The 26,107-nt window shown below is 60.9% G+C and carries 5 protein-coding genes; 3 read left to right on the top strand and 2 right to left on the bottom strand.

Annotated elements, in window-relative coordinates; translation table 11 throughout:
• Nucleotides 1-14 precede the first annotated feature (14 nt).
• Nucleotides 15-944, bottom strand: a complete 930-nt coding sequence (locus HA399_RS09775; protein WP_404324812.1) for a DMT family transporter — start codon at nucleotides 942-944, stop codon at nucleotides 15-17.
• A gap of 357 nt (nucleotides 945-1,301) precedes the next feature.
• Between HA399_RS09775 and HA399_RS09770 the strand changes: the two genes are divergently transcribed.
• Nucleotides 1,302-2,168 (top strand): cation diffusion facilitator family transporter, encoded by an 867-nt coding sequence (locus HA399_RS09770; RefSeq protein WP_404324810.1) that lies wholly within the window; start codon nucleotides 1,302-1,304, stop codon nucleotides 2,166-2,168.
• A 246-nt stretch (nucleotides 2,169-2,414) separates the two neighbouring features.
• Here HA399_RS09770 and HA399_RS09765 read toward each other — a convergent pair whose 3' ends face one another.
• The gene (locus tag HA399_RS09765; protein WP_404324809.1) at nucleotides 2,415-3,797 is read right to left on the bottom strand and encodes an NAD-dependent succinate-semialdehyde dehydrogenase; all 1,383 of its coding nucleotides are present in this window, start codon (nucleotides 3,795-3,797) and stop codon (nucleotides 2,415-2,417) included.
• Between the two features lie 362 nt (nucleotides 3,798-4,159).
• Between HA399_RS09765 and HA399_RS09760 the strand changes: the two genes are divergently transcribed.
• Together HA399_RS09760 and HA399_RS09755 are read left to right on the top strand one after the other, a co-directional pair.
• Nucleotides 4,160-4,600: a low molecular weight phosphotyrosine protein phosphatase gene (locus HA399_RS09760; RefSeq protein ID WP_404324808.1), complete on the top strand. Its 441-nt coding sequence runs from the start codon at nucleotides 4,160-4,162 to the stop codon at nucleotides 4,598-4,600.
• A gap of 281 nt (nucleotides 4,601-4,881) precedes the next feature.
• On the top strand, nucleotides 4,882-26,043 hold the full coding sequence (locus tag HA399_RS09755) for a VCBS domain-containing protein (protein WP_404324807.1): 21,162 nt from the start codon (nucleotides 4,882-4,884) through the stop codon (nucleotides 26,041-26,043).
• Nucleotides 26,044-26,107: the final 64 nt, after the last annotated feature.

The raw sequence follows: 26,107 nt of genomic DNA, 5'->3' as shown, positions 1-26,107 counted from the left end.
TCAGGACGCTGTTCTCACGAGGCAGCCCGCCGCTGACGCCACAGGCGTGAGATCCATTGCCAGCGATTGATCAACAGGGCGGTGAAGATGAGGCCGCAGCCGGTCATCTGGATCAGGGTCATGCGCTCACCGAACCAGGCAGCCGACATCAGGGCGGCCCAGACCGCTTCCAGCATCAGGATGACCGAGGCGTGACTGGGGGTGGTCAGGCCCTGTGCGTAGATCTGCAGGAAGAAGCGCAGGGTGCTGGCGATCAGGGTGCTGGCCAGGAACCAGCTCAGGATGTCCAGACTGATGCCGGCGGGCCAGTTCTCGCTGAGCGCCGAGAGTATCAGGCAGGTGACGCCGGTGGTCATCAGCTGGATGGCCGTCAGCGGCAGGGCCGGGATATTGCGCACCAGGCGTGAATTGAAGTTGAACACCAGTGCGAACAGGCAGGCGGCGCCGAAGATGAGCCATTGAGCGGGCTCGATGGTGAAGCCATCGGTCGCGCCGGGCTGGCCCATGCCGAGCAGGGCGAAGCCGAGCAGGGCGGTGGGCAGTGCGATCCAGGTGCTCAGCGGCGGTCTGTCCTTGAACAGCAGTCGTGCGAGTACCGGCACCATCAGGATGCCGAAGCTGTTGATGAAGGCGATCACGCCCAGCTGATCAGACAGTGCGACCCCCAGTGACCAGCAGGCCATGGCACCCCCGAACAGGACACCGACGCCGCTGGCGCGCAGCTTGCGCGCGGTGGACAGTTGGCCCAGTGAGCGCGCATCGAAGATGGCCAGAATGAGCCCCGCAAGCAGGAAGCGACTGCCGATGAACAGCAGAGGGGGCATGCCGGCCATTGCCTCCTTGGAGAATATCCAGCCGGCGGCGGCGATGATGGTGACCAGCAGGAGCAGCAGATCGGCCTTGAAAGGCGAGCGGGAGGGGGTCGTCTCGGAGGAGAGGCTCATGGGGAAGGCGGGAATCCTTTATTCGTTGCTTCGCAAGTGATAACTATCCTATCAAGCTGGCGCAGTGGCTGCTGGCCTTTATCGGAACGCGAAAATCCGCCAATGCGTCTTGAAAGCCGCGCGACTTTCGACGTTACGCTGCGCATCATGCAGACACGTTTCTTTTTTCATTAGATGGCCGGAGGTTGAATGGCATCGACACCGCAAGATGAGGTTCGCGAACCCTCGTATGAGCCTTCCGGGCAGCACGCTCACGATCATTCCCATGGCTCCGACCCTTCAGACGGTCACTCGCATGGCCATTCACACGGTCATTCACATGATCATCACGGGCACCACCATGATCATGCGCCTGAGGTGACCGCCGACAGCGAGCGTCGCGTCAAGCTGGCGATGTATCTGACGGGCGGCTTCATGCTGGCGGAGGTGGTTGGCGGGCTGGTCGCGGGCTCACTGGCCCTCCTGGCGGATGCCGGGCACATGCTCAGTGATACCGTGTCGCTGGCATTGGCCTGGGGCGCGTTTCGCCTCGGGCATCGGGCGGCGACCCGCAAGCTGACCTTCGGCTATGCACGCTTTCAGGTGCTGGCCGCGTTCGTCAATGGCCTGACTCTGCTGGTGATCGGGGCGGCGATCGTGGTGGCCGCCATCAAGCGGCTCTGGCTGCCCTCCGAAGTACTGGCGGGGCCGATGCTGGCCATCGCCGTGCTCGGACTTGTCGTCAATATCGCGGCATTTCGTATCCTGCATCAGGGCGATCAGGACAACCTCAATCTGCGCGGCGCGGTATTGCACGTGATGGGGGACCTGCTCGGCTCGGTGGCGGCCATCGTCGCCTCGCTGATCATCATGACCACCGGCTGGAATCAGGCTGACCCGCTGTTGTCAGTGCTCGCGGCGGTGCTGATATTGCGCGGTGCCTGGTCGTTGGTGAAGCGGTCGGCGCACACCTTGCTGGAAGGCACGCCTGAGCAGCTCGATCATGCCGATATCCAGGCGGGCGTCCTGGCGCTTGAGGGTGTGGAGAGCGTACATGACCTGCATCTCTGGGGGCTGACGCCTCAGTCGCCGATTGCCAGCCTGCACGTCGTCGTGGCCGCCACCAGCGTACCCGGCGATGTGCTGGAGCGTGTTCAGGACTATCTGCGCGACGGTCATGACATCTCGCACGTCACGGTTCAGCTGGAAGGCGAGGCATGCCTGCAGGGCTGCGTGACGCGCTGATGTGATGAGTGCGATCAGCGCTATGGATGAGGGAGGGGGGATATCGCAAGGCCAAGCATGCGAATCCCTGACGCAAAACGCCCCGCTGAAAAGCGGGGCGTTGTTCGTTGCCGCGAATGATTTTGGGTGAATCATCCGCTGCAGTTTCTTCAGCTGTTCAGTCTCTTCAGCTGTGCAGTGTCGCTGGTGTCGCGTTACGCCTAGACGCGCAACGAGTCTGTGCTCAGCGACTCAATACTCAGCGACTCAGTGCTCAGCGACATAGACGGTGCGGATGTTCATGAAGGCACCGAAGCCATATTCGCTCTGCTCACGACCATAGCCACTGCCTTTGACGCCACCGAAGGGCAGCTGGGCGAAGGGCGTGGTCGGACGGTTGACGAAGCTCATGCCGGCCTGCAGCTGACGAGAGACGCGTTCACCCCGTTCGTCGTCCTTGGCCACCACGGTGCTGCCCAGGCCATAGGGGCAGTCGTTGGCAAGCTCGATGGCATGCGCTTCGTTGTCGGCGACCACCACGGAGGCGACCGGACCGAACAGTTCTTCATTGAAGGCCGGATTGCCTTGGGTGACATTGGTCAGCACCGTCGGCGGATACCAGGCACCGTCGCGATCCGGAATCTCACCACCGCACTCAAGCTTGGCACCTGCCTTGATGGCGCGCTGGACCTGGTCATGCAGGTCATCGCGCAGGTCCTTGCGAGACATCGGGCCGATATCGACCCCTTCGCTCATCGGGTCATCCATGCGCATGTCCTTGACCTTCTCGATCAGGCGCTTGGAGAAGTCCTCGGCGAGGGACTTGTCGACGATCAGGCGCTTGGACGCGGCGCAGCTCTGGCCGGTGTTGTCGAAACGCCCGGCGATGGCGAGGTCCACCGCACGCTCGATGTCGGCATCATCCAGCACGATCAGCGGATCGATACCGCCCAGCTCCAGCACGCTTGGCTTGAGCGCCGCGCCTGCCTGCTCGGCGACCTTGCGACCCGCCTCTTCACTGCCGGTCAGGGTGACGCCCTGGACGACAGGGTCATTGATGATGTCTTCGATCATCTCCGAGCCCACCGGCAACCAGGTGAAGATACCCTCTTCAAAGTCGGCCTTGTGGAACAGCTGAGTGATCAGATCGGCACAGCCCGGGACATTGGAGGCGTGCTTCATCAGGCAGACATTGCCGCCCGCCAGAGCCGGAGCCGCGAAGCGGATGACCTGATAGAGCGGATAGTTCCACGGCATCACGCCGAGGACGGCGCCGATGGGGTCCTTGACGATCTTGGCACGCACGGCGCCGTCGACATCACGCTGCTCGGTTTCCATCAGCTTGGGCAGGTTGTCGGCATAGAAGCGCGCGATGCTGGAGGAAATCTGCGTCTCGCTGATGCCCTGATCATAGGGCTTGCCCATCTCATGGGCGATCTGCGTGGCGATTTCCTTCTGATGCTCATCGATCAGGTCCGCCAGAACGGTGAGGCGCTGCGCACGATCCTGCACGGTGGTCTGGCTGAAGCTCGAGTACGCCTTGCGCGTCTGCTCCAGTTTCTGCTGAACCTCTTCCTTGCTCAGCGTGGCGTATTCCTTGAGAACCTTGTCATTGGCCGGATTGGACGCGGTCAGTGTCTTGTTGCTCATCTTGCCTCCCTGGTGGGTGCTGGTTCAGCAAGTGACTGAATGGGGATCGCGAGGGGTCGAGATCGGCCCTTGAGCCAGTCACTTCATTGGCTACACATCAGGACTTGGAGATATTGCCTGAGGTCTTCAAGGGGAAGGGGGCTATTGCGTCGGGTCACCTCAGTGTTGCCATATGAGCACGCTGCTGGCCCTTGAAAAGCCAAAGGTGTCATCAGTGCTCGATCGCGAAGCGGTCGAATGTGAACCTGCCGAACAGGCTGCCAGCATGCGACAATGGGCGTCTGACGTCCGTGCGGGGCCAAGCTTGCCGCGCGCCGGGCCATCAACATGAGTGCAAGCGTCACAAGGAAGAGGAAGTCAGCGTGTTCAACAATATTCTGGTGGTGTGTACCGGCAATATCTGTCGCAGTCCGGTTGGCGAGTCACTGTTGAAACAGGCGTTGCCTGGCAAGACGGTGCACTCGGCGGGCGTGGGCGCACTGGTCGATCACCCGGTCGAGCCCACGGCAGCACGCTTCGCCGTCGAGTCAGGGCTCGAGGTCGATGAGCATCGTGCGCGCCAGGTGTCGGTCGAGATGCTGACGGCTGCAGACCTGATTCTGGTCATGAGCGATGGCCATCGCCGCGCCATCAATCAGATGGCACCGCAGGTCAGTGGCAAGACGATGCTGTTCGGTCGCTGGCTGGCGGGCGCCCAGGGGGAAGAGATCCCTGATCCCTATCGCAAGAGCGAAGAGGCCTTTCGCCATGCGCACCAGAAGCTGGTGGAAGCGGCTGAGCTGTGGGTTGCCAAGCTCAAGTGACGGCGTGCATCTGTATGTAAAATAATGTTTCGAGATTTTTCATAGCTCAAGAGGAAGGAATGCTGCCAACAGCATTCCTTCCTTTTTTTATGCCCGTAAATGCTGTGTTGCTTCATGGGGTTAGTCGTTGAGCAAGAAAGTTTGCATATTATGATGATATGAATTAATTCTTATGGTTGAAAGCACTCAGTCGGATCTGTGTAAGAAGTTTGCGGGAATGTGCTTCTCAATGTATATTTTTGTTACTGTCTGTCTAAACACAATTACACTGGTGCCCGCCCATGCGCGAACTCGATCTTCAGGCCCTTGAGCCCCGTCTGCTGTTGGATGCCGCTGCTGCCGTGACCATTGCCGAGGGCGCCGATAGCAACGGCGACACGGTGTCGGCCACCAATACTGGTGCTTCGCTGTCGGGTACCGAAGATACGCAATTCTCGCTTTCGAGCCTGAGTGTCACGGACAGTGGCAACGTGGATGATGAGGGCAACGCCACGGATGAGTACTCGCTGACACTGAATCTGGATCAGGCAGCCGCCGATGCCGGAGCGGAGTTCAGTAGCGGCGGCAGCAGCGCGACCCTGACGGGCACAGCCCAGGAGATCACCGATGAGCTCGCCGGCCTCGTGGTCACCCCGGGGGACGATTACACCGCCGATATCACCTTGAGCCTGAGCCTCACCGAAACCACAGACGGGGTGGTGGATACCGACCGAGGCAGCCTCGATTTCGTCGCCACTCTGACGCCTGTCAACGATGACCCGGTGTTCGGGGACAGCGGTGCGACGGTGACCGAGGCGGGCAGTTTCACCTTCTCCATTGAGGCGCTGGGTCTGAGTGATCCGGATATTGCCAGTGGCGAGCAGGATACCGACCAGCTGATCATCGAGATCGACAGCCTGCCGACGGGAGGCTCGTTGACCTTCAATGGATCTCCGGTGGCAATTGGCTCGAGTTTCGATGCAGACCAGCTCAGCAAGCTGGTCTATACCCATGGCGGCAGCGACGTGGCCGTCGGAGACAGTGACAGCTTCGCCATCACGGTGGTGGATGGCGCGGGTGGTGAGGCCTCCAATACCCTCAATATCGAGCTGATCCCTGACAATGCCGCGCCGACCATCACGGGCGACCCGCAGCAGTTCGAGGGCGAAAATACCTCGCTGGGCCTGAGCTACACCGATGAAGAGTCCGGGCATGCCGATGCGGCGGCCAATGCAACGGTGGAAATCACGGATCTGGGCAATCTCTCGGAGCGTGGCACCCTCTATCTGGATCTCAACCAGGACGGTATCGCAGACACTGATGAGATCATCTCCGACACGTCGGATGCGGCTGCCAGTTTCACGGCAGACAAGCTCCAGTATCTGTCCTTCGCCCATGATGGGGACGAGCCGATTGTCGATGACTTGCCCAGTTTCACCATCAAGGTGACCGACGCCGGTGGCGGTGAAGGGGCGGGGAATGAGCTTTCCAGTGAGCGTACCGTCGAGATCAGCATCCTCGAGAATGACGATGACCCGACGCTGACGCCCACCACAGAGGTGCTGGACGCTACTGATGGGGCGGTCCTGATTGATGCATCTGCCCTGAACGCGATAGACCCGGACAGCACCGATGATCAGCTGAGCTACAAGATCGACACCTTGCCGAGCTTTGGTGAGATCCAGATTCTCAATGGGACTGAATGGGTCAAGCTGCCGGTGGGTGGCACCTTCTCGCAGGCGCAGGTCACGGCGGGCGAGGTCCGCTATCAACAGACCCTCGTGGATGGCACTGGAGGCACGGCGGACGACTTCACCTTCACGTTGGTGGATTCCGAATTCAAGGCATTTGAAGAGGCAGGAGACGCAGGGACCTGGGGCGGCGCGGATTCACCGACCGTCGGTACGCTGAATTTCCTGATTGACAATGTGGCCGGTGGCCCCGGGGAGCAGCAACAGGAAACCATCTACGCCGAGCAAGTGAACAATACCGGCGTCATCGTGAGCGAAAGCACGTCCGATCCTGCTTCCACCGCGGTGGTCATCACAGACGATATGCTCAAGTATGGCGCCGAGCTGGACGGCTACGTGCTGCCTGCGACCCAGATCGTCTACACCGTGACGAACATACCGACCAACGGAACGCTATTCCTGGATGGTCAGCCGATTTCCGACTTCGGCAGCTTCACCCAGGAAGACATCGATAACGGGCTGGTCACCTTCCTGCACGATGGCAGCGAAGATCATGAGTCCAGCTTCACGTTCACCATCCTGCCGACGGACATCGACAAGGATCCGGACACGCTCGACCCCATTACCGCTGTCTTCACCATTGATGCGACGCCAGTCAATGACGCGCCCGTCGCGGGTGATTCTAACGTCAGTTTGCTCGAGAAGACCGATACGACGGACGGCATCGTTCGTATCACCAATCTGGTGATGTCGGATGTGGATGGGAGTCTGGAGAATCTGGACGGCGAGGGGGAAAGTGATGATCTCTGGTTCCAGATCACCAGCACCGAGCTGAGCGGTGGATCACTCGAAGTCTGGGATGGCGACAGCTGGGAGGCAGCCTCCACCGATGTCTGGTACTCCCAGGCGATTCTGACCGCGCAGGCGGATGGTCAGACGGGGGGATTGCGCTACGTTCACGACGGTGGTGAAAGTGTCGACTCCCTGAACGATAGCTTCACTTTCATCGTGCGCGATGATCTGACAGCGCCGTCAGATCCCTTCGCGACGGATTCCTCTACTCCGGTAGACAATGGGAACGATACCAGTGTCGTCTCCAATGTCGGCAACGTCACTATCGAAGTAACGCCCTTCAATGATGCCCCTCTGATTCCGCTGTCCTTCGATGCTGCGGATCAGACGGTCATTGATGCGCTGGATCAGTCGACCACTTCCGCCAACAATGTGCTGACCCTTGGTGAAGGGGAATCGGCAGTCATCGACAATAGCCTGCTACAGGCCGTGGACAGCGACAACACCACGCGTCAGTCGACCTTCGTGATCACGAGCCTGCCGGAGAACGGCACTTTGACGGTGAATGGCAAGGTTCTGCGCGTCGGTAGCTCCTTCACCCAGGCCGACATCGACAGTGGGGCACTGTCCTATGAGCATGATGGCGGGGAAATCCACTCTGATGCTTTCACCTTTACTGTCAGTGATGGTCCGCTGACGACCGACGTTGCGACGTTCAGCATTGATATTACCCCGCTGAATGATGCTCCTGCGCTGACAGCTCTGCAGCCTGATCCGAACCTGGTCACCAGTGTTCCCTTGGCTCTGGGGAATGCCTTCACGATTGCCGATGTCGATATTGACGATGGCAATATCGATGCGCCTGATGAAGTGGATCAGATCAGCATCACCCTGGTTCTCAATGACGCTGATGGTAACCAGTTGGCCGGTGGAGTCGGTGGTGATGGCGCACTTGCAGTCGATATCACGAGTATCGTGGGTGTTGACCTGACGCAAGGTGTGTCTGGTCTTGATACTCGGCTTGTGCTGACTGGTGAGATTTCAGCGGTTCAAGAGGCTCTCACCACGCTGACTGCTGTCGTGAATAATGACTTGAATACACGACTCAATCTCGTCGCCACGGTCGATGATCGCTTGTCTTCAACTACCGCAAATGGCGGTGAAGGAAATGAAGGCGGCGATGCAATCAGTGACGAGAACAACACTGTTACCGAGAGCATTGAACTGCTCGCTTCAACCGAGAACGATGTCCCAGTCGTGACGCTACCGGCCCTTGGCGAGCTGACTGTCGTCGAGGACTCCAACTGGAACACACTTGCAGGTATTTCTGTCGCGGATCCCGACAGTTTCGATGAAGAGATAACTGTAGAAGTGACAGTGGCCGAGGGAAGGGTCCGGATCACGGCCGCCAATGCTGGTGATGCTACGGTCAGTGGCAATAATTCAGGCACCATTACTGTCACTGGCACACTGGATGACGTCAATGCGGCACTCGCCAAGGTGCAATACCGACCGACGGCCAATGACAACGGCACAGTAGCGCTGACAGTCACTGCGACAGATTCCGAACTGCATGGCTCAGGGACTGCTGAAACCGGCTCAACAACTTCTGATATTACCGTTACGGCGGTAAATGATGAGCCGGTACTGACTTCCACCACACCGGTGCAAACGATGGATGATGGTCAGCCCTTGACCATCACTGGCCTGTCCGTCGCAGACATCAATGATGTCGGTCAAGAAGTCTTCGAAGATAGCCAGACCGTTACAGTGTCTGTGCGAGGCGGCGCCACGGGTGAAACAGGCGGCACCTTGAATATGAATGCGACCGGTGCCACTGGCAACGGTACCAGCGAGGTGACCCTGACGGGGACGCTCAGCGAAATCAATGCCGCGCTTGATGACCTCGTATTGACTGCCGCTGAAGTGAACGCAGATACCTCAGTGATACTTGATGTCGAGTTCAGTGATGATGCTAATGGTAACTTGGCTCTAGCCAATGCCTTCCTTGTCTCCACCGCCATAACGGTCAATGTTTCCGGCACCAACGATGCACCTACCATTTCTGCAGCGACCGGCACTACCACGCTGGTCGAAGATGGCAGTCTCACGCTGTCAGCGCTCGGGGTGACCCTTGATGATGCTGATGATTTCGGTGCTGACAACCTGACGCTGACGCTGACGGTGGATCACGGCACCTTCAGCAATGACTCTGAAACCATAACGTTCACTGGTACTGTTGCTGAGCTGCAGACTGCCCTGGATACAGAGGTCTATACACCTGCTGATGATTATTACGGTGAAGTTACCCTCAACATCGTTTTCAATGATGCCGGCAATACCGGCCAGGGCGGTGCAGAGGAGGCGAGCCGTGATATCACTCTCACCGTAACCCCGGTCAATGACCGTCCGCTTGCCGCCGGTACAGCGGAAACAGTGGCCTCCGTTGCAGAAGACACCGCGGCAGATGATATCGCCGGCACGGATCTCTATACGCTGCTGGTCGATCAGTACGATGACACCACCGATGATCAGACCGATGAGAATGGCAATACCGATGCCACCACCGAGACTGACCTGAGCTACGTTGCCATCACTGGCAACAGCTCTGACCCTGCCCAGGGCACCTGGCAGGTATTGGTGGCATCTGGATGGATCAATATTCCGACTGACGTCTCCGACAGCGAGGCACTGGTCGTCGCCGCTGATACTGATATCCGCTTCGTACCTGCCGGTGACTTCAATGGTGTCCCGGGCGCATTGACCGTGCGCCTTGGCGATAACAGCGATGCTGCTATCGACACCAGTGATTCCGCGACTGACTCGATCGACCTGAGCGATGATGCCAATGGCAGCCTCGGCGATCAGACTGGCGTCTGGTCAAGCAGCACCATTGCCATCAACACCAGCATCACTGCCGTCAATGATGCCCCGACGACACCTGATGACAGTGTCACTCTCGCGGCCATCAATGAAGACGATACCGATCCGGCTGGCGCCACCGTCGCGGGGCTGGTGGGCGATAACTTCGACGATACTGTTGATCAGATCGATGAGAATGGCCTGAATGGCAGTTCTGCCAATGTGTTGGCAGGTATCGCCATCACCTCCAACCCCTCCGATGACAGCGAGGGGACCTGGCAGTACTCCACTGACGGCGGCGATTCCTGGATCGATGTCCCTGCTGATGTCAGTGACAGCAATGCATTGGTGCTGTCGACGACTGACTCAGTGCGCTTCCTGCCGGCGGAGAACTACCACGGTGATCCGGCTGGCCTGACCTACGTCGTGGCGGATGACAGTAGTGGAGCCGTGACGTCTGAAACCACCGTGGATGTCTCCACCTTTGACGAGACCGGTATCTGGTCAAGCGTGGCCGATGCCGACACCCTCAACACGACGGTCAATGCGATCAATGATGCGCCGGTGCTCACCGGCAGCACGGCTGCGCAAGCCTTCCCGATTTCAGCTGTCGAGGCTGGCGGTGAAGGCACCGGAACCAACGAAGTTTCGCTGGTAGCCGGGGCCTCGCTCTCAGATGTCGACACTGCACTGGTCGGTGACAACTTCGGTGGTGGCACCATCACGGTTTCCATCGATGCCGCGACGGCTGCCGATGTGTTTGCCGTTGATGACTCTCTGGCGGGCTTCGCCGGTGCTTCTCTTGCTGACGGCACCCTGACGGTGACGCTGAGCTCCGGCGCGACGGCGGCTCAGGTCTCGGCGCTGATTGACTCGCTGACCTATCAGAACACCAGCGATGACCCGGACACCGATACGCGTGCCTACACCGTAGTCGTCAATGACGGCAACAATGACGGTCTGGCCGAAATCGATGGTGTCGGGCTGGATAGCAATGTCCTGACCGGCTATCTGCAAGTCGTGGATACCAATGACGGCCCTGTCGCGAATGATGATGCCGATGCCACCGACGAAGGCGTGGCGCTGACCACCGCTGACACCCCCAATCTGTTCGACAACGACACGGATCTGGATACCCCCACTGATGACTTCACCATCACCCAGGTGAATGGCAATGCTGGCGGGGTAGGCTCAGCTGTCTCGGGCAGCGAGGGCGGCTCCTTCACGGTCAATTCCGATGGCACCTGGAGCTTTGATCCGGGCGCTGATTTCGACGGCCTCACCAATGGTGAGAGCGCGGTTACCACCATTACCTACCAGGTCAGTGATGGCGAGGGCGGCGTCTCGACCGCCACCGTCAGCGTGACCGTCAATGGTATCAATGACACCCCGACGCTGACCCCGGATACCGGTAATGTCATCGAAGATACCAATGTCACCTCCGACAATCTGACCACCAGCGGTACGCTTGACGCGGGCACTGGCGGCGACACCGGGGAAGACAAGTTCACGGCTGAGACAGTCACGGGCTCCTATGGGGCGCTGGTGGTCGATGCCGATGGCAACTGGTCCTACAGTGCCGACAATACTCAGGATGTCATTCAGCAGCTCAATCAGGGCGCCACGCTGACGGATGCCCTGACGGTCACCAATGCTGATGGTGTCACCCAGACCACCGTCAGCATCACCCTCACCGGTGTCAATGACGCGCCGGTCGCTGTCGCCGATACTGGCGAGACTGCGGAAAACCTCGATCTGAGCGTCGCGGCTGCGAATGGCGTACTGGCCAATGACACGGATATCGATATCGGCTCCACCAAGGCGGTTAGCCAGGTGGCTGGCGCGGGGACGGGCGTTGGGGCAGCGGTCGCCATGGCAGGGGGCGGTACTGTCACCATTGCCGAGGATGGCAGCTATGTCTTCGCGCCGGGGACTGACTTCGATTATCTCGCCGAGGGCGCGTCTGCCACGACCACCGTTGCCTATACGGTCATTGATGACAATGGCGCCGAGTCGAGCAATACGCTGACGATTACCGTGACCGGCACCAATGATGCGCCGACCGTGGTGGAGACCCAGGCTGCTCAAGACAGCGTCGATGGTCAGGCCATCGCGCCCTTTGATGTGGTGGATCTGTTCGCGGATGCCGATGACGGCGCGGTGCTGACCTACTCGGCAACGGACCTGCCGGACGGGCTGAGCATCGACCCGGATACCGGTGTGATCAGTGGCACGCTGACCAGTGATGCCTCCCAGGGCGGTAGCGGGGGCGTTCACACCGTCACGCTGACGGCGATGGATGAAAACAATGCGCCTGTCACCACGACTTTCACGTGGACCGTGACCAATGTGGACCCCGTTGCGCAGGACAATAGCGACGATATCTCTGAAGGACTTGCCACTGATTCCGTCAGCACGACCGCCGGCAATGTCATTTCTGACGCCGGTACCGACAGTGATGGTGGCAATGACAACGATGCCATCGTCGTCAGCGGAGTCGGGGCGGGCGCCAATCAGGACACGGATGTTGCGGCCGGTACGCCGGTCGAAGGTGACTACGGCAGCGTGACCATCGCCGAGGATGGTAGCTACACCTATACGCTCGATAACACCGATTCCGTCATCCAGGCGCTGGATGTCGGCGACAGTCTCACCGACACCTTCACCTACGAGATTTCCGATGGCCAGGGTGGCACCGATACAGCGCTGCTGACGATCACCATCAATGGCACCAACGATGCTCCGGTCGCGACCGATGATGCCTCAACCACTGATGAAGACACTGCGCTGGCCACGGCCGACACGACCAATGTGCTGGTCAATGACATTGATGTGGACGCTGACTCCGCACTTGTCGTCAGTCAGGTCAATGGCAGTGGTGCGAATGTCGGTCAGCCGGTTACCGGTAGTGGGGGTGGTGATTTCACCCTGAATGCTGACGGCAGCTGGAGTTTCGATCCCAGCGGCGATTTCGAAGCGCTGAAGGGCGGCGAAAGCGCTGTCACCACCCTGACATATCAGGTCAGCGATGGCCTGGGCGGTGTCTCCACCGCCACGGTCAGCGTGACCATCAATGGCGTTGACGATGTGCCGACTCTGACGCCGGCCACTGGCGACGTCACGGAAGACACAGCGGTCAATGGTGAGGGAGACCTCGTGGCTGCCGGCACTCTGGCGGCAGGTAGCGGCGGTGATGCAGGCGAAGACAAGTTCACCGCCGCTACCCTCACCGGGGAGTATGGCGAGCTGACGGTCGATGCCGATGGCAATTGGGCCTATAGCGCAGACAATGCGCAAGATGCCGTGCAGCAGCTCAACCAGGGCGTTGAGCTGACCGATACCTTCACGGTCACCAACGCCGATGGCGAGACCACCACGACGGTCACTATCACCCTCACCGGCGTGAACGATGCGCCGGTGGCCGAAGCGGATACCGGCACCACGGCCGAAAATGCCAACCTGGTGGTGGACGCCGTCGAGGGTGTGCTCAGCAATGACACCGATATCGACATAGGCTCCACAAGCGTCGTCAGTCAGGTCGCGGGCACCGCCGCCGGCGTGGATGCCGCGGTCGACATGACCGGGGGCGGCAGCATCACCATCGCCGAGGATGGCAGCTACACCTTCGCGCCGGGGACCGATTTCGACACCCTGGCTGCCGGCGAGAGCGCCACCACCACCATCGCCTACACGGTGCAGGATGATAACGGTGCCGAATCCAGCAGCACCTTGACCATCACCGTGACTGGCATCAATGACGCCCCGACCGTCGTCGCGACCCAGGGTGACCAGGCCCATGAAGATGGCGAGGCGATTACCGAGTTCTCGGTGGCCGACCTGTTCGAGGATGTCGATAACGGTGCCGAGCTCACCTACACCGCCGCACAGTTGCCGGACGGCCTGAACCTGGACCCGCAGACGGGTGTCATCAGCGGCACCTTGAGCAGCGATGCCTCTCAGGGCGGTACTGAGGGTGATGGGGTACATACCGTCGTGCTCACTGCGGACGATGGCAACGGTGGGGTGATCACCACATCCTTCACCTGGACCGTGGCCAACGTGGTGCCGGTGGCAGAGGACAACAGCGATTCTCTCGATGAAGGCGTGGCAGACACCAGCGTCAGCCAGGCTCAGGGGAACGTGATCAACGACGCCGGCACGGACAGTGATGGCGGCAACGACAACGATGACATTGTCGTCAGCGGTGTCGGGTTCGGCGAGAACGTCGCCACGGGGTCTGCAGCTGATACCGAGGTGTCCGGCACCTATGGCGCCGTCGTGATCGAAGCGGACGGCAGCTACACCTATACGCTGGACAACAGCAACGCAGCGGTTCAGGCGCTGGATATCGGCGACAGTCTGGTCGAGACCTTCACCTACGAGATCTCCGATGGCCAGGGTGGCGTTGCGACTGCTCTGCTGACACTCACCATCAACGGCACCAATGATGCCCCGGTATTGGTGGACAACGCTCAACCCGTCGAGCAGAACGATGCGGATGGCGATGAAGTGACGCCGGTGGATGTCTCCACCGCCTTCGCGGATGTCGATGGCGATGCCGTGCTGACCTATAGCGCAGCGAACCTGCCGGACGGCCTGACCATCGATCCGGAAACAGGTGTGATCAGCGGAACGCTGACCAGCGATGCCTCCCAGGGCGGCACCGACGGCGCACATTCCGTGACGGTCACGGCGACCGATGATCAGAACGCGACCGTCACCACCACCTTCGTGTGGAATGTGGACAACGTGGCACCGGTGGCGCAGGACAACATCGCGAGTGTGTCGGAAGGGCTCGACACTACCAGCACCAGTGCGACAGGCGGCAATGTCCTGACTGACGCAGCGCTGGATGCCAGTGTTGACGCGGACGGAGGAAATGATACCGATACCCTGAGTGTCAGCGGTGTCGGGGCGGGTCAGAGCGTGGTGGACGCGGCGACAACTGCCGAGGGCACCTACGGCAGTATCTCACTCGATAGTGCCGGCGATTACGACTACACCCTCGATAACACCAATCCGGACGTTCAGGCACTGGCAGTGGGGGAAAGTGTCACCGAGACCTTCACCTACGCGATTTCCGATGGCCAGGGCGGCTCGGATACCGCCGAGCTGACCATCACCATCAACGGAACCAACGATACGCCGGCCATCACGATTGCGGCCGGTGACAGCATCAGCGCCGCGCTTTCAGAGTCGGATAGCGGCTTGAACGCGGATGGCACCCTGACGGTCACCGATGTCGATACCTCCGACAGCGTGACGCCCACGGTCGAGGCGGTGGTCGCCGACGGGGACGTCAATGGCCTGTCGGATGCCGCTCTGCTTGCGATGTTCAGCGTGGATGGTGGCGCCATCATCGACGGCACTGCCAACGACGGCACCCTGAATTGGGGCTTCGACAGCAGCGCGCTTCCCGAAGCCTTTGATCATCTCGAGCAGGGGGAAGTGCTGACCCTGACGTATCAGGTCGATGTCGCGGATGGCAACGGCGGCACCGACACACAGGACATCACGCTGACCATTACCGGCACCAATGATGCGCCGGTGTTGGTCGCAGGCACTCAGCCGCAAGATCAGTCTGACAATGACGGCGATGCGATCACGCCGTTCAGCGTCGCGGATGCCTTCGCTGACGTCGATAACGAGGCAGTGTTGAGCTTCGAGGCTGACAATCTGCCCCCGGGCCTGGTGATCGATGCCGACTCCGGCGAGATCAGCGGCACCCTGTCACCGGATGCCTCCATCGGCGGAGACGACGGTGTCTATACCGTCACCCTGACGGCCACGGATGAAAACGGTGCCGAGGTCACGACGACCTTCACCTGGAGCGTGGCCAACGTCGACCCGCAAGCCGAGAACGATGCTGCCTTCGTGACGGAAGGACTTGATGCCGGTGACAGCAGTGACGTCAGTGGCAATGTCCTTGCCGCTGCGGGTGCCGGTGTCAATGACCAGGCAGACAGTGATGGCGGCAACGACTCGGATGCGATCGTCGTCAGTGGCCTGGCCTTCGGGGCGGTCCCGAGCGCCTTCACCGCCGCCGGCAGTGACGTCGAGGGCAATTATGGTGCCGTCACCATCAATGAAGACGGCACCTATACCTATGTCCTGAACAATGCCCATGAAGATGTCCAGGCATTGGCAGAGGGCGAGGTGCTCAGCGAAACCTTCACCTACCAGATCTCCGATGGTCAGGGCGGCACGGATACCGCACTGCTCACCATCACCATCAATGGCAGCAATGATGCTCCGGTCATCGCGATTGAAGGCGATGACAGCGCGGCCGAAACGCTGACCGAGACTGACGACACGCTTGCCACTGCTGGCACGCTGTCCGTCAGCGATCTGGATACCTCGGATAGCGTCACGCCCAGTATTGATTCCGTGACCGCCACAGGCGACACCGACGGCCTGAGCAATGCCGAGCTGCTGGGCATGCTCTCCGTCGATGCCGACGCGATCATAGATAGTGCCAACAACGACGGCACCCTGAACTGGACCTTCGACAGCAACAGTGTCGCCGGTGAGGCGTTTGACCATCTCGCCGTCGGCGAAAGCCTGGTGCTCGACTACACCGTGGTCGTCACCGACAGCCAGGGCGCGACCGCCGAGCAGGTCGTCTCGATCACCATCAACGGCACCAACGATGCACCTGTCATTGCCGTTGAAGGCGACGACAGCGACAGCGCCGACCTGACCGAGACCAACGCACCGCTGTCCGCCGACGGCACCCTGTCCGTCAGTGATCTCGACACCACCGACGACGTCACTCCGAGCGTCACGGCTGTCGCTGCTGATGGCGACACCGACGGCCTGAGCAATGCTGAGCTGCTGAGCATGCTGAGTGTGGATGCCGACGCGATCATCGCCAACACCGAGAACGACGGTACCCTGAACTGGACATTCGACAGCGCGAACCTGCCGGAAGCGTTTGATCATCTGGCACTGGATGAGACGCTGGTGCTGGATTACACCGTGCAGGTGACTGACAGCGAGGGAGCGACAGCGGAGCAGGTGGTGACCATCACCATCACCGGCACCAATGATGCACCGGTACTGGTTGCCGGCGAGCAGCCCGCTGATCAGACCGACAATGATGGCGACCCCATCACGCCGTTCAGCGTCGCGGATGCCTTCACGGACATCGACAATGATGCCGTGCTGAGTTTCTCGGCTGACAACCTGCCGGACGGGATCGAGATTGATCCGACCAGCGGTGAAATCAGTGGCACCTTGTCGCCGGATGCATCCATCGGCGGTGATAACGATGACGGCACTTACACCGTGATCCTGACCGCGACCGACGAGAATGGCGCCACTGTCACCACATCCTTCACCTGGACCGTGGCCAATGTCGCGCCCGAGGCCTTCGACAACGTGGCGGATCTCGAAGAAGGTGTCGCCACCGGCGATACCAGCACTGCCACAGGCAATGTCCTCGATGATGCGCAACCGGATGCCGACACCGATGGCGGCAATGACAGCGATGCACTGATCGTCAGTGGTATCGGTGCTGGCACCAACGCCGGTACGGCAAGTGCGGTCGATACTGACGTGACCGGCACCTATGGCAGCATCACGGTCGCGGAAGATGGCAGCTACACCTACACCCTGGACAACACCAATCCTGATGTTCAGGCACTGGCCGTCGGGGAAAGCCTCAACGAGACCTTTACCTATCAGATCTCCGATGGGCAGGGTGGTGTCGACACGGCACTGCTCACCATCACCATCAACAGCACCAATGATGCGCCTGTCATCGACATTGATGGCGATGACAGCGCGGCTGCGATTCTGACGGAAACAGATGCAACCCTGAGTGCCGCCGGAACCTTGTCGGTCAGTGATATCGACACCACCGACGAAGTCACGCCGAGCGTCACAGCAGTGAACGCCACCGGCGACACCGACGGCCTGAGCAATGCCGAGCTGCTGGCCATGCTCTCCGTCGATGCTGATGCGATCATCGACGGTGCCAACAACGACGGCACCCTGAACTGGACCTTCGACAGTTCAAGCGTTGCCGGTGAAGCCTTCGATCACCTCGCAGTGGGCGAGAGCCTGGTGCTGGATTACACCGTGGTCGTCACCGACAGCCAGGGCGCCACTGCCGAACAGGTCGTCTCGATCACCATCAACGGCACCAATGATACGCCTGTCATTGCCATCGAAGGCGACGACAGCGCCGCCGAGTCACTGACAGAAACCGATGCTCCGCTGACCACCGCCGGCACGCTCTCCGTCAGCGATCTGGATACCACCGACGAAGTCACGCCGAGCGTCACGGCCGTAGCCGCCACCGGCGACACCGATGGCCTGAGCAATGCCGAGCTGCTGGGCATGCTCTCCGTCGATGCCGACGCCATCATCGACGGTGCCAACAACGACGGCACCCTGAACTGGACCTTCGACAGCGACAGTGTCGCCGGTGAAGCCTTCGATCACCTCGCAGTGGGCGAAAGCCTGGTGCTCGACTACACCGTGGTGGTCACCGACAGCCAGGGCGCGACTGCCGAACAGGTCGTCTCGATCACCATCAACGGCACCAACGATGCGCCGGTCATTGCCATCGAAGGCGACGACAGCGCCGCCGAGTCACTGACAGAAACCGATGCTCCGCTGACCACCGCCGGAACGCTCTCCGTGAGCGATCTGGACACCACCGACGAAGTCACGCCGAGCGTCACGGCCGTCACTGCCACTGGTGACACCGATGGCCTGAGCAATGCCGAGCTGCTGGGCATGCTCTCCGTCGATGCTGATGCGATCATCGATGGTGCCAACAACGACGGCACGCTGAACTGGACCTTCGACAGCGACAGTGTCGCCGGTGAAGCCTTCGATCATCTGGCAGTGGGCGAAAGCCTGATGCTGGACTACACCGTGGTCGTCACTGACAGCCAGGGCGTGACCGCCGAGCAGGTCGTCTCGATCACCATCAACGGCACCAATGACACGCCGGTCATTGCCATCGAAGGCGACGACAGCGCGGCGGAAGCTCTCACGGAAACCGATGCACCGCTGTCCACCGCCGGCACGCTCTCCATCAGCGATCTGGACACCACCGACGAAGTCACCCCGAGCGTCACCGCCGTGACTGCCACTGGTGACACCGACGGCCTGAGCAATGCCGAGCTGCTGGGCATGCTCTACGTCGATGCTGACGCGATCATCGATGGTGCCAACAACGACGGCACGCTGAACTGGACCTTCGACAGCGACAGTGTCGCCGGTGAAGCCTTCGATCATCTGGCAGTGGGCGAAAGCCTGATGCTGGACTACACCGTGGTCGTCACTGACAGCCAGGGCGTGACCGCCGAGCAGGTCGTCTCGATCACCATCAACGGCACCAATGACACGCCGGTCATTGCCATCGAAGGCGACGACAGCGCGGCGGAAGCTCTCACGGAAACCGATGCACCGCTGTCCACCGCCGGCACGCTCTCCATCAGCGATCTGGACACCACCGACGAAGTCACCCCGAGCGTCACCGCCGTGACTGCCACTGGTGACACCGACGGCCTGAGCAATGCCGAGCTGCTGGGCATGCTCTACGTCGATGCTGACGCGATCATCGATGGTGCCAACAACGACGGCACTCTGAACTGGACCTTCGACAGCAACAGCGTCGAAGGCGAGGCGTTTGATCATCTGGCAGTGGGCGAGAGCCTGGTGCTCGACTACACCGTGGTCGTCACCGACAGCCAGGGCGCCACTGCCGAGCAGGTCGTCTCGATCACCATCAACGGCACCAATGACACGCCGGTCATTGCCATCGAAGGCGACGACAGCGCTGCCGAGTCACTGACAGAAACCGATGCACCGCTGTCCACCGCCGGCACGCTCTCCATCAGCGATCTGGACACCACCGACGAAGTCACCCCGAGCGTCACCGCAGTGAATGCCACCGGCGACACCGACGGCCTGAGCAATGCCGAGCTGCTGGGCATGCTCTCCGTCGATGCCGACGCGATCATCGATGGCGCCAACAATGACGGCACCCTGAACTGGACCTTCGACAGCAACAGCGTCGAAGGCGAGGCGTTTGATCATCTGGCGGTGGGCGAAAGCCTGGTGCTCGACTACACCGTGGTCGTCACCGACAGCCAGGGCGCCACTGCCGAGCAGGTCGTCTCGATCACCATCAACGGCACCAATGACACGCCGGTCATTGCCATCGAAGGCGACGACAGCGCCGCCGAGTCACTGACAGAAACCGACGCACCGCTGACCACCGCTGGCACGCTCTCCGTCAGCGATCTGGACACCACCGACGAAGTCACTCCGAGCGTCACGGCCGTGGCCGCCACCGGCGACACCGACGGCCTGAGCAATGCCGAGCTGCTGGGCATGCTCTCCGTCGATGCCGACGCCATCATCGATAGTGCCAACAACGACGGCACCCTGAACTGGACCTTCGACAGCAACAGTGTCGCCGGTGAAGCCTTCGATCATCTGGCCGTCGGCGAGAGCCTGGTGTTGGACTACGCCGTGGTCGTCACCGACAGCCAGGGTGTGACCGCCGAGCAGGTCGTCTCGATCACCATCAACGGCAGCAACGATGTCCCTGTCATTGCCATCGACGGTGACGATAGCGCCGCCGAGTCACTGACCGAGACGGACGGTACCCTGACCAGCGCTGGCACGCTCTCCGTGAGCGATCTGGATACCACCGATGTCGTCACGCCGAGCGTCATCGCAGTTACCGCGACTGGCGATACCGATGGCCTGAGCAATGCCGAGCTGCTGGGTATGCTCTCCGTCGATGCTGACGCGATCATCGATGGTGCCAACAATGACGGCACCCTGAACTGGACCTTCGACAGCAACAGTGTCGCCGGTGAAGCCTTCGATCACCTCGCAGTAGGCGAAAGCCTGGTGCTCGACTACACCGTGGTGGTCACCGATAGCCAGGGCGCCACTGCCGAACAGGTCGTCTCGATCACCATCAACGGCACCAATGATACGCCTGTCATTGCCATCGAAGGCGACGACAGCGCCGCCGAGTCACTGACAGAAACCGATGCTCCGCTGACCACCGCCGGCACGCTCTCCGTGAGCGATCTGGATACCACCGACGAAGTCACGCCGAGCGTCACGGCCGTCACTGCCACTGGTGACACCGATGGCCTGAGCAATGCCGAGCTGCTGGGCATGCTCTCCGTCGATGCCGACGCCATCATCGACGGTGTCAGCAACGACGGCACTCTGAACTGGACCTTCGACAGCAACAGCGTCGAAGGCGAGGCGTTTGATCATCTGGCGGTGGGTGAGAGCCTGGTGCTGGATTACACCGTGATCGTCACCGACAGCCAGGGCGCGACTGCCGAACAGGTCGTCTCGATCACCATCAACGGCACCAATGACACGCCTGTCATTGCCATCGAAGGTGATGACAGCGCCGCCGAGTCACTGACAGAAACCGATGCACCGCTGTCCACCGCCGGCACGCTCTCCATCAGCGATCTGGACACCACCGACGAAGTCACTCCGAGCGTCACCGCAGTGAACGCCACTGGTGACACCGATGGCCTGAGCAATGCCGAGCTGCTGGGCATGCTCTCCGTCGATGCCGACGCCATCATCGATGGCGCCAACAACGACGGCACTCTGAACTGGACCTTCGACAGCGAAAGCGTCGCCGGTGAAGCCTTCGATCATCTGGCGGTGGGTGAGAGCCTGGTGCTCGACTACACCGTGGTCGTCACCGACAGCCAGGGCGCCACTGCCGAGCAGGTCGTCTCGATCACCATCAACGGCACCAATGATGTACCTGTCATTGCCATTGAAGGCGACGACAGCGCGGCGGAAGCTCTCACGGAAACCGATGCACCGCTGACTACCGCCGGTACGCTCTCCGTCAGCGATCTGGATACCACCGATGAAGTGACCCCGAGCGTCACGGCCGTGGCTGCCACCGGCGACACCGACGGCATGAGCAATGCCGAGCTGCTGGGTATGCTCTCCGTCGATGCCGACGCCATCATCGACGGTATCAGCAACGACGGTACCCTGAACTGGACCTTCGACAGCGACAGTGTCGCCGGTGAAGCCTTCGATCATCTGGCAGTGGGCGAAAGCCTGATGCTGGACTACACCGTGGTCGTCACTGACAGCCAGGGCGTGACCGCCGAGCAGGTCGTCTCGATCACCATCAACGGCACCAATGACACGCCGGTCATTGCCATCGAAGGCGACGACAGCGCGGCGGAAGCTCTCACGGAAACCGACGCACCGCTGACCACCGCCGGCACGCTCTCCGTGAGCGATCTGGATACCACCGATGAAGTCACCCCGAGCGTCACGGCCGTAGCCGCCACCGGCGACACCGATGGCCTGAGCAATGCCGAGCTGCTGGGCATGCTCTACGTCGATGCTGACGCGATCATCGATGGTGCCAACAACGACGGCACTCTGAACTGGACCTTCGACAGCAACAGCGTCGAAGGCGAGGCGTTTGATCATCTGGCAGTGGGCGAGAGCCTGGTGCTCGACTACACCGTGGTCGTCACCGACAGCCAAGGCGCGACCGCCGAGCAGGTCGTCTCGATCACCATCAACGGCACCAATGATGCGCCGGTGCTGGTGGATGGTGAGCAACCGGTTGACCAAAACGGTAACGATGGTGACCCCATCACGCCGTTCAGCGTCGCTGATGCCTTCACCGACGTCGACAACGGCGCGGAGCTGAGCTTCTCAGCTGACAATCTGCCGGACGGCCTGGTGATTGACCCGACTACCGGCGAGATCAGCGGCACGCTGTCACCGGATGCCTCTACCGGCGGTGACAACAACGACGGCATCTACACCGTCACGCTGACTGGTACTGACGAGAATGGCTTGGATGTCACCACGACCTTCACCTGGACGGTGGCCAACGTCGCCCCCGAGGCCTTCGACAACACTGCCGAGCTGGATGAGGGCGTCGCCACCAGCGACACCAGCACCACGACTGGCAACGTGCTCAGCGATGCGCAGCCCGATACCGACACCGATGGCGGCAACGACAGCGATGTGCTGATCGTCAGTGGCATCGGTGCTGGCGCCAACGCCGGCACTGACACCGCCGCGGGTACGCCGGTCACCGGCACCTACGGCAGCGTCACCATTGCCGAAGACGGCAGCTACACCTACGCGCTGGATAACAGCAACGCGGCGGTGCAGGCGCTGGCCGAAGGCGAGGTGATCATCGAGACCTTCACCTACGCGATCTCCGATGGCCAGGGCGGCACCGACACGGCACTGCTCACCGTCACCATCAACGGCACCAACGATGCACCGGTGCTGGTCGATGGGGCACAGCCGGTTGAACAAAACGGTAACGATGGTGACCCCATCACGCCGTTCAGCGTCGCTGATGCCTTCACCGACGTCGACAACGGCGCAGAGCTGAGCTTCTCGGCTGACAATCTGCCGGACGGTCTGGTGATTGACCCGACCACCGGCGAGATCAGCGGCACGCTGTCCCCGGATGCCTCCACCGGCGGTGACAACAATGACGGCATCTACACCGTCACGCTGACTGGTACTGACGAGAATGGCTTGGATGTCACCACGACCTTCACCTGGACCGTGGCCAACGTCGCGCCGGAAGCCTTCGACAACACTGCCGAGCTGGATGAGGGCGTCGCCACCAGCGACACCAGCACCACGACCGGCAATGTGCTCAGCGATGCGCAGCCCGATACCGACACCGATGGAGGCAACGACACGGATGCGCTGATCGTCAGTGGCATCGGCGCTGGCGCCAACGCCGGGACTGACACCGCCGCAGGTACGCCCGTCACCGGCACCTACGGCAGCGTCACCATCGCGGAAGACGGCAGCTACACCTACGCGCTGGACAACAGCAACGCAGCGGTACAGGCGCTGGCCGAAGGCGAGGTGATCACCGAGACCTTCACCTACGAGATCTCCGATGGCCAGGGCGGCACGGACACCGCACTGCTCACCGTTACCATCAACGGCACCAATGATGCGCCAATCGCGACTCTTCGGGCTCCGCAGGTGGAGACGGGAAGTGACGGGGAAGAGATTGCACCGATCAGCCTCCAGGATGCCTTCCAGGACGTCGATAGCGGCGCTCAGCTGAGCTATACGGCCGAGAACCTGCCAGGTGGTCTGGTCATTGATCCGGTGACGGGCGTCATAAGCGGCACACTTGCCGACGATGCCTCTCAGTCAGGCAACACCACGACGGACGGTCGCTACACCGTGACCGTGACAGCCACGGACGAACAAGGCCAATCGGCTGACGTCACGTTGAACTTCTTTGTCGCCAACGTGGCGCCGGAAGCCTTCGACAACACTGCCGAGCTGGACGAGGGCGTCGCCACCAGCGACACCAGCACCACGACCGGCAACGTGCTCAGTGATGCGCAGCCCGATACCGACACCGATGGTGGCAACGACACGGATACCCTGATCGTCAGTGGCATCGGTGCTGGCGCCAATGCCGGCACTGACACCGCCGCGGGTACGCCGGTCACCGGCACTTACGGCAGCGTCACCATCGCCGAAGACGGTAGCTACACCTACGCGCTGGATAACAGCAACGCGGCGGTGCAGGCGCTGGCCGAAGGCGAGGTGATCACCGAGACCTTCACCTACGAGATCTCCGATGGCCAGGGCGGCACCGACACGGCACTGCTCACGGTCACCATCAACGGCACCAACGATGCGCCGGTGCTGGTCGATGGGGCGCAGCCGGCCGATCAGGCTGCCAATGACGGCGACGTGATCACACCGTTCACCATTGCCGATGCCTTCACCGATGTCGATGAGGGTGCGGAGCTGACTTACAGCGTCGACAACCTGCCGGACGGCCTGGTGATTGACCCGACTACCGGCGAGATCAGCGGCACGCTGTCACCGGATGCCTCTACCGGCGGTGACAACAACGACGGCATCTACACCGTCACGCTGACGGGCACCGACGAGAATGGCTTGGATGTCACCACGACCTTCACCTTCGAGGTAGGGAATCCGGCGCCGCAGGCATTGGATCAGAGCGCGGACGTCTCCGAGGATGGAGTGACGACGGCTGAGGGCAGCCTGCTGGTCGATGCTGATGGCGAGCCGGTGACTGTCGATGGCGATGGCGATTCACTGCTCATTGCGAGCGTCAATGGTCAGGCCGTCGCTGACAGCGACACAGTGATCCAGGGCACTTACGGTCAGTTGATCATCGCTGCTGATGGCACCTGGAACTATGTGCTGGACAACGACGGTGATGCCGTCCAGTCCCTCGACGATGGTCAGCAGGTGACGGATGACTTCAGCTTCGTGGTCAGTGATGGAGAAGGGGGCACGGCAGTCGGTGAGTTGACGATCCGGGTGGCTGGTCTCAGCGACAACGTTGTTCCGGAACCCGTGGTGCCGGTGACGCCAGTCGAAGGCTCCTCTGGTAATGGTTCCCCGGCGGGCGGAGCGAATGCTGGATCTGATGAGGGCGAAGCAACCTTCCTTCCGGAGTCTGATGGAGAGCTCTTCCAACCGCTCAGCGATTCCACCTTGCTGGATATTCCGAGCATTCAGCCGGTGCAGTTGACCATCATCCTGCGTGACGTCGTGGCCAATGAAGCCGTGTATGAATTTGCGCTGCCGGCGGGCGCATTTGAAAGCACCAACAATGAAGAGATCAAGGTTGAAGCGACGAGAACCGACGGGTCGCCGTTGCCCGACTATGTCGCTTTCGACAGTGATTCCCTCAACTTCCGTGTCAATCGGGCGCTGGCCTTGTCTCTCGGCGTTGAGCGAGTCGACGTCAAGGTCATCGGTCGCGACGAGTCCGGCAATGAGGCCAGTACCACCTTCGTCATCTACCTGACGCCTGAGCAGGAAGAGGAAGAGAGCCTCGAGTATTACCGCAACCTCGCCAACGACGGTGAAGAGAAGCCGCCGGCAGAAGGGCAGCAGGAAGACGAAGCCGAGCCGAGCACTGAAGTCACTGGCACACCTGATCTCGAAAACGGTGAGGATCAGGCCAGCGTACCGGGTGCCGTGCCACTCTCCGAGATGCTCAAGGTGGCCGGACGTGACGGGTTCAGTCACGACCATGCAGATGTGCTGGCCGATTTGATGGCGTTGTTGAGCGATGATTCAGAAATTTCTTGATTATCGTTAATAGAATAAACCGCAACGAGCTCTCCATGGCGCGAAAGTGAGCTTATCCAATACA

Source organism: Cobetia sp. UIB-001, from assembly GCF_044789135.1.
GTDB classification, from domain to species: domain Bacteria; phylum Pseudomonadota; class Gammaproteobacteria; order Pseudomonadales; family Halomonadaceae; genus Cobetia; species Cobetia amphilecti.
The sequence above is the reverse complement of the archived record's forward strand: the minus strand, read 5'-3'. Positions and strand labels throughout refer to the sequence as shown.

Coding starts and splice junctions, on each gene's coding strand:
- HA399_RS09755 (WP_404324807.1), top strand. CDS start 4,882: ATGCGCGAACTCGATCTTCAGGCCCTTGAGCCCCGTCTGCTGTTGGAT.
- HA399_RS09775 (WP_404324812.1), bottom strand. CDS start 944: ATGAGCCTCTCCTCCGAGACGACCCCCTCCCGCTCGCCTTTCAAGGCC.
- HA399_RS09765 (WP_404324809.1), bottom strand. CDS start 3,797: ATGAGCAACAAGACACTGACCGCGTCCAATCCGGCCAATGACAAGGTT.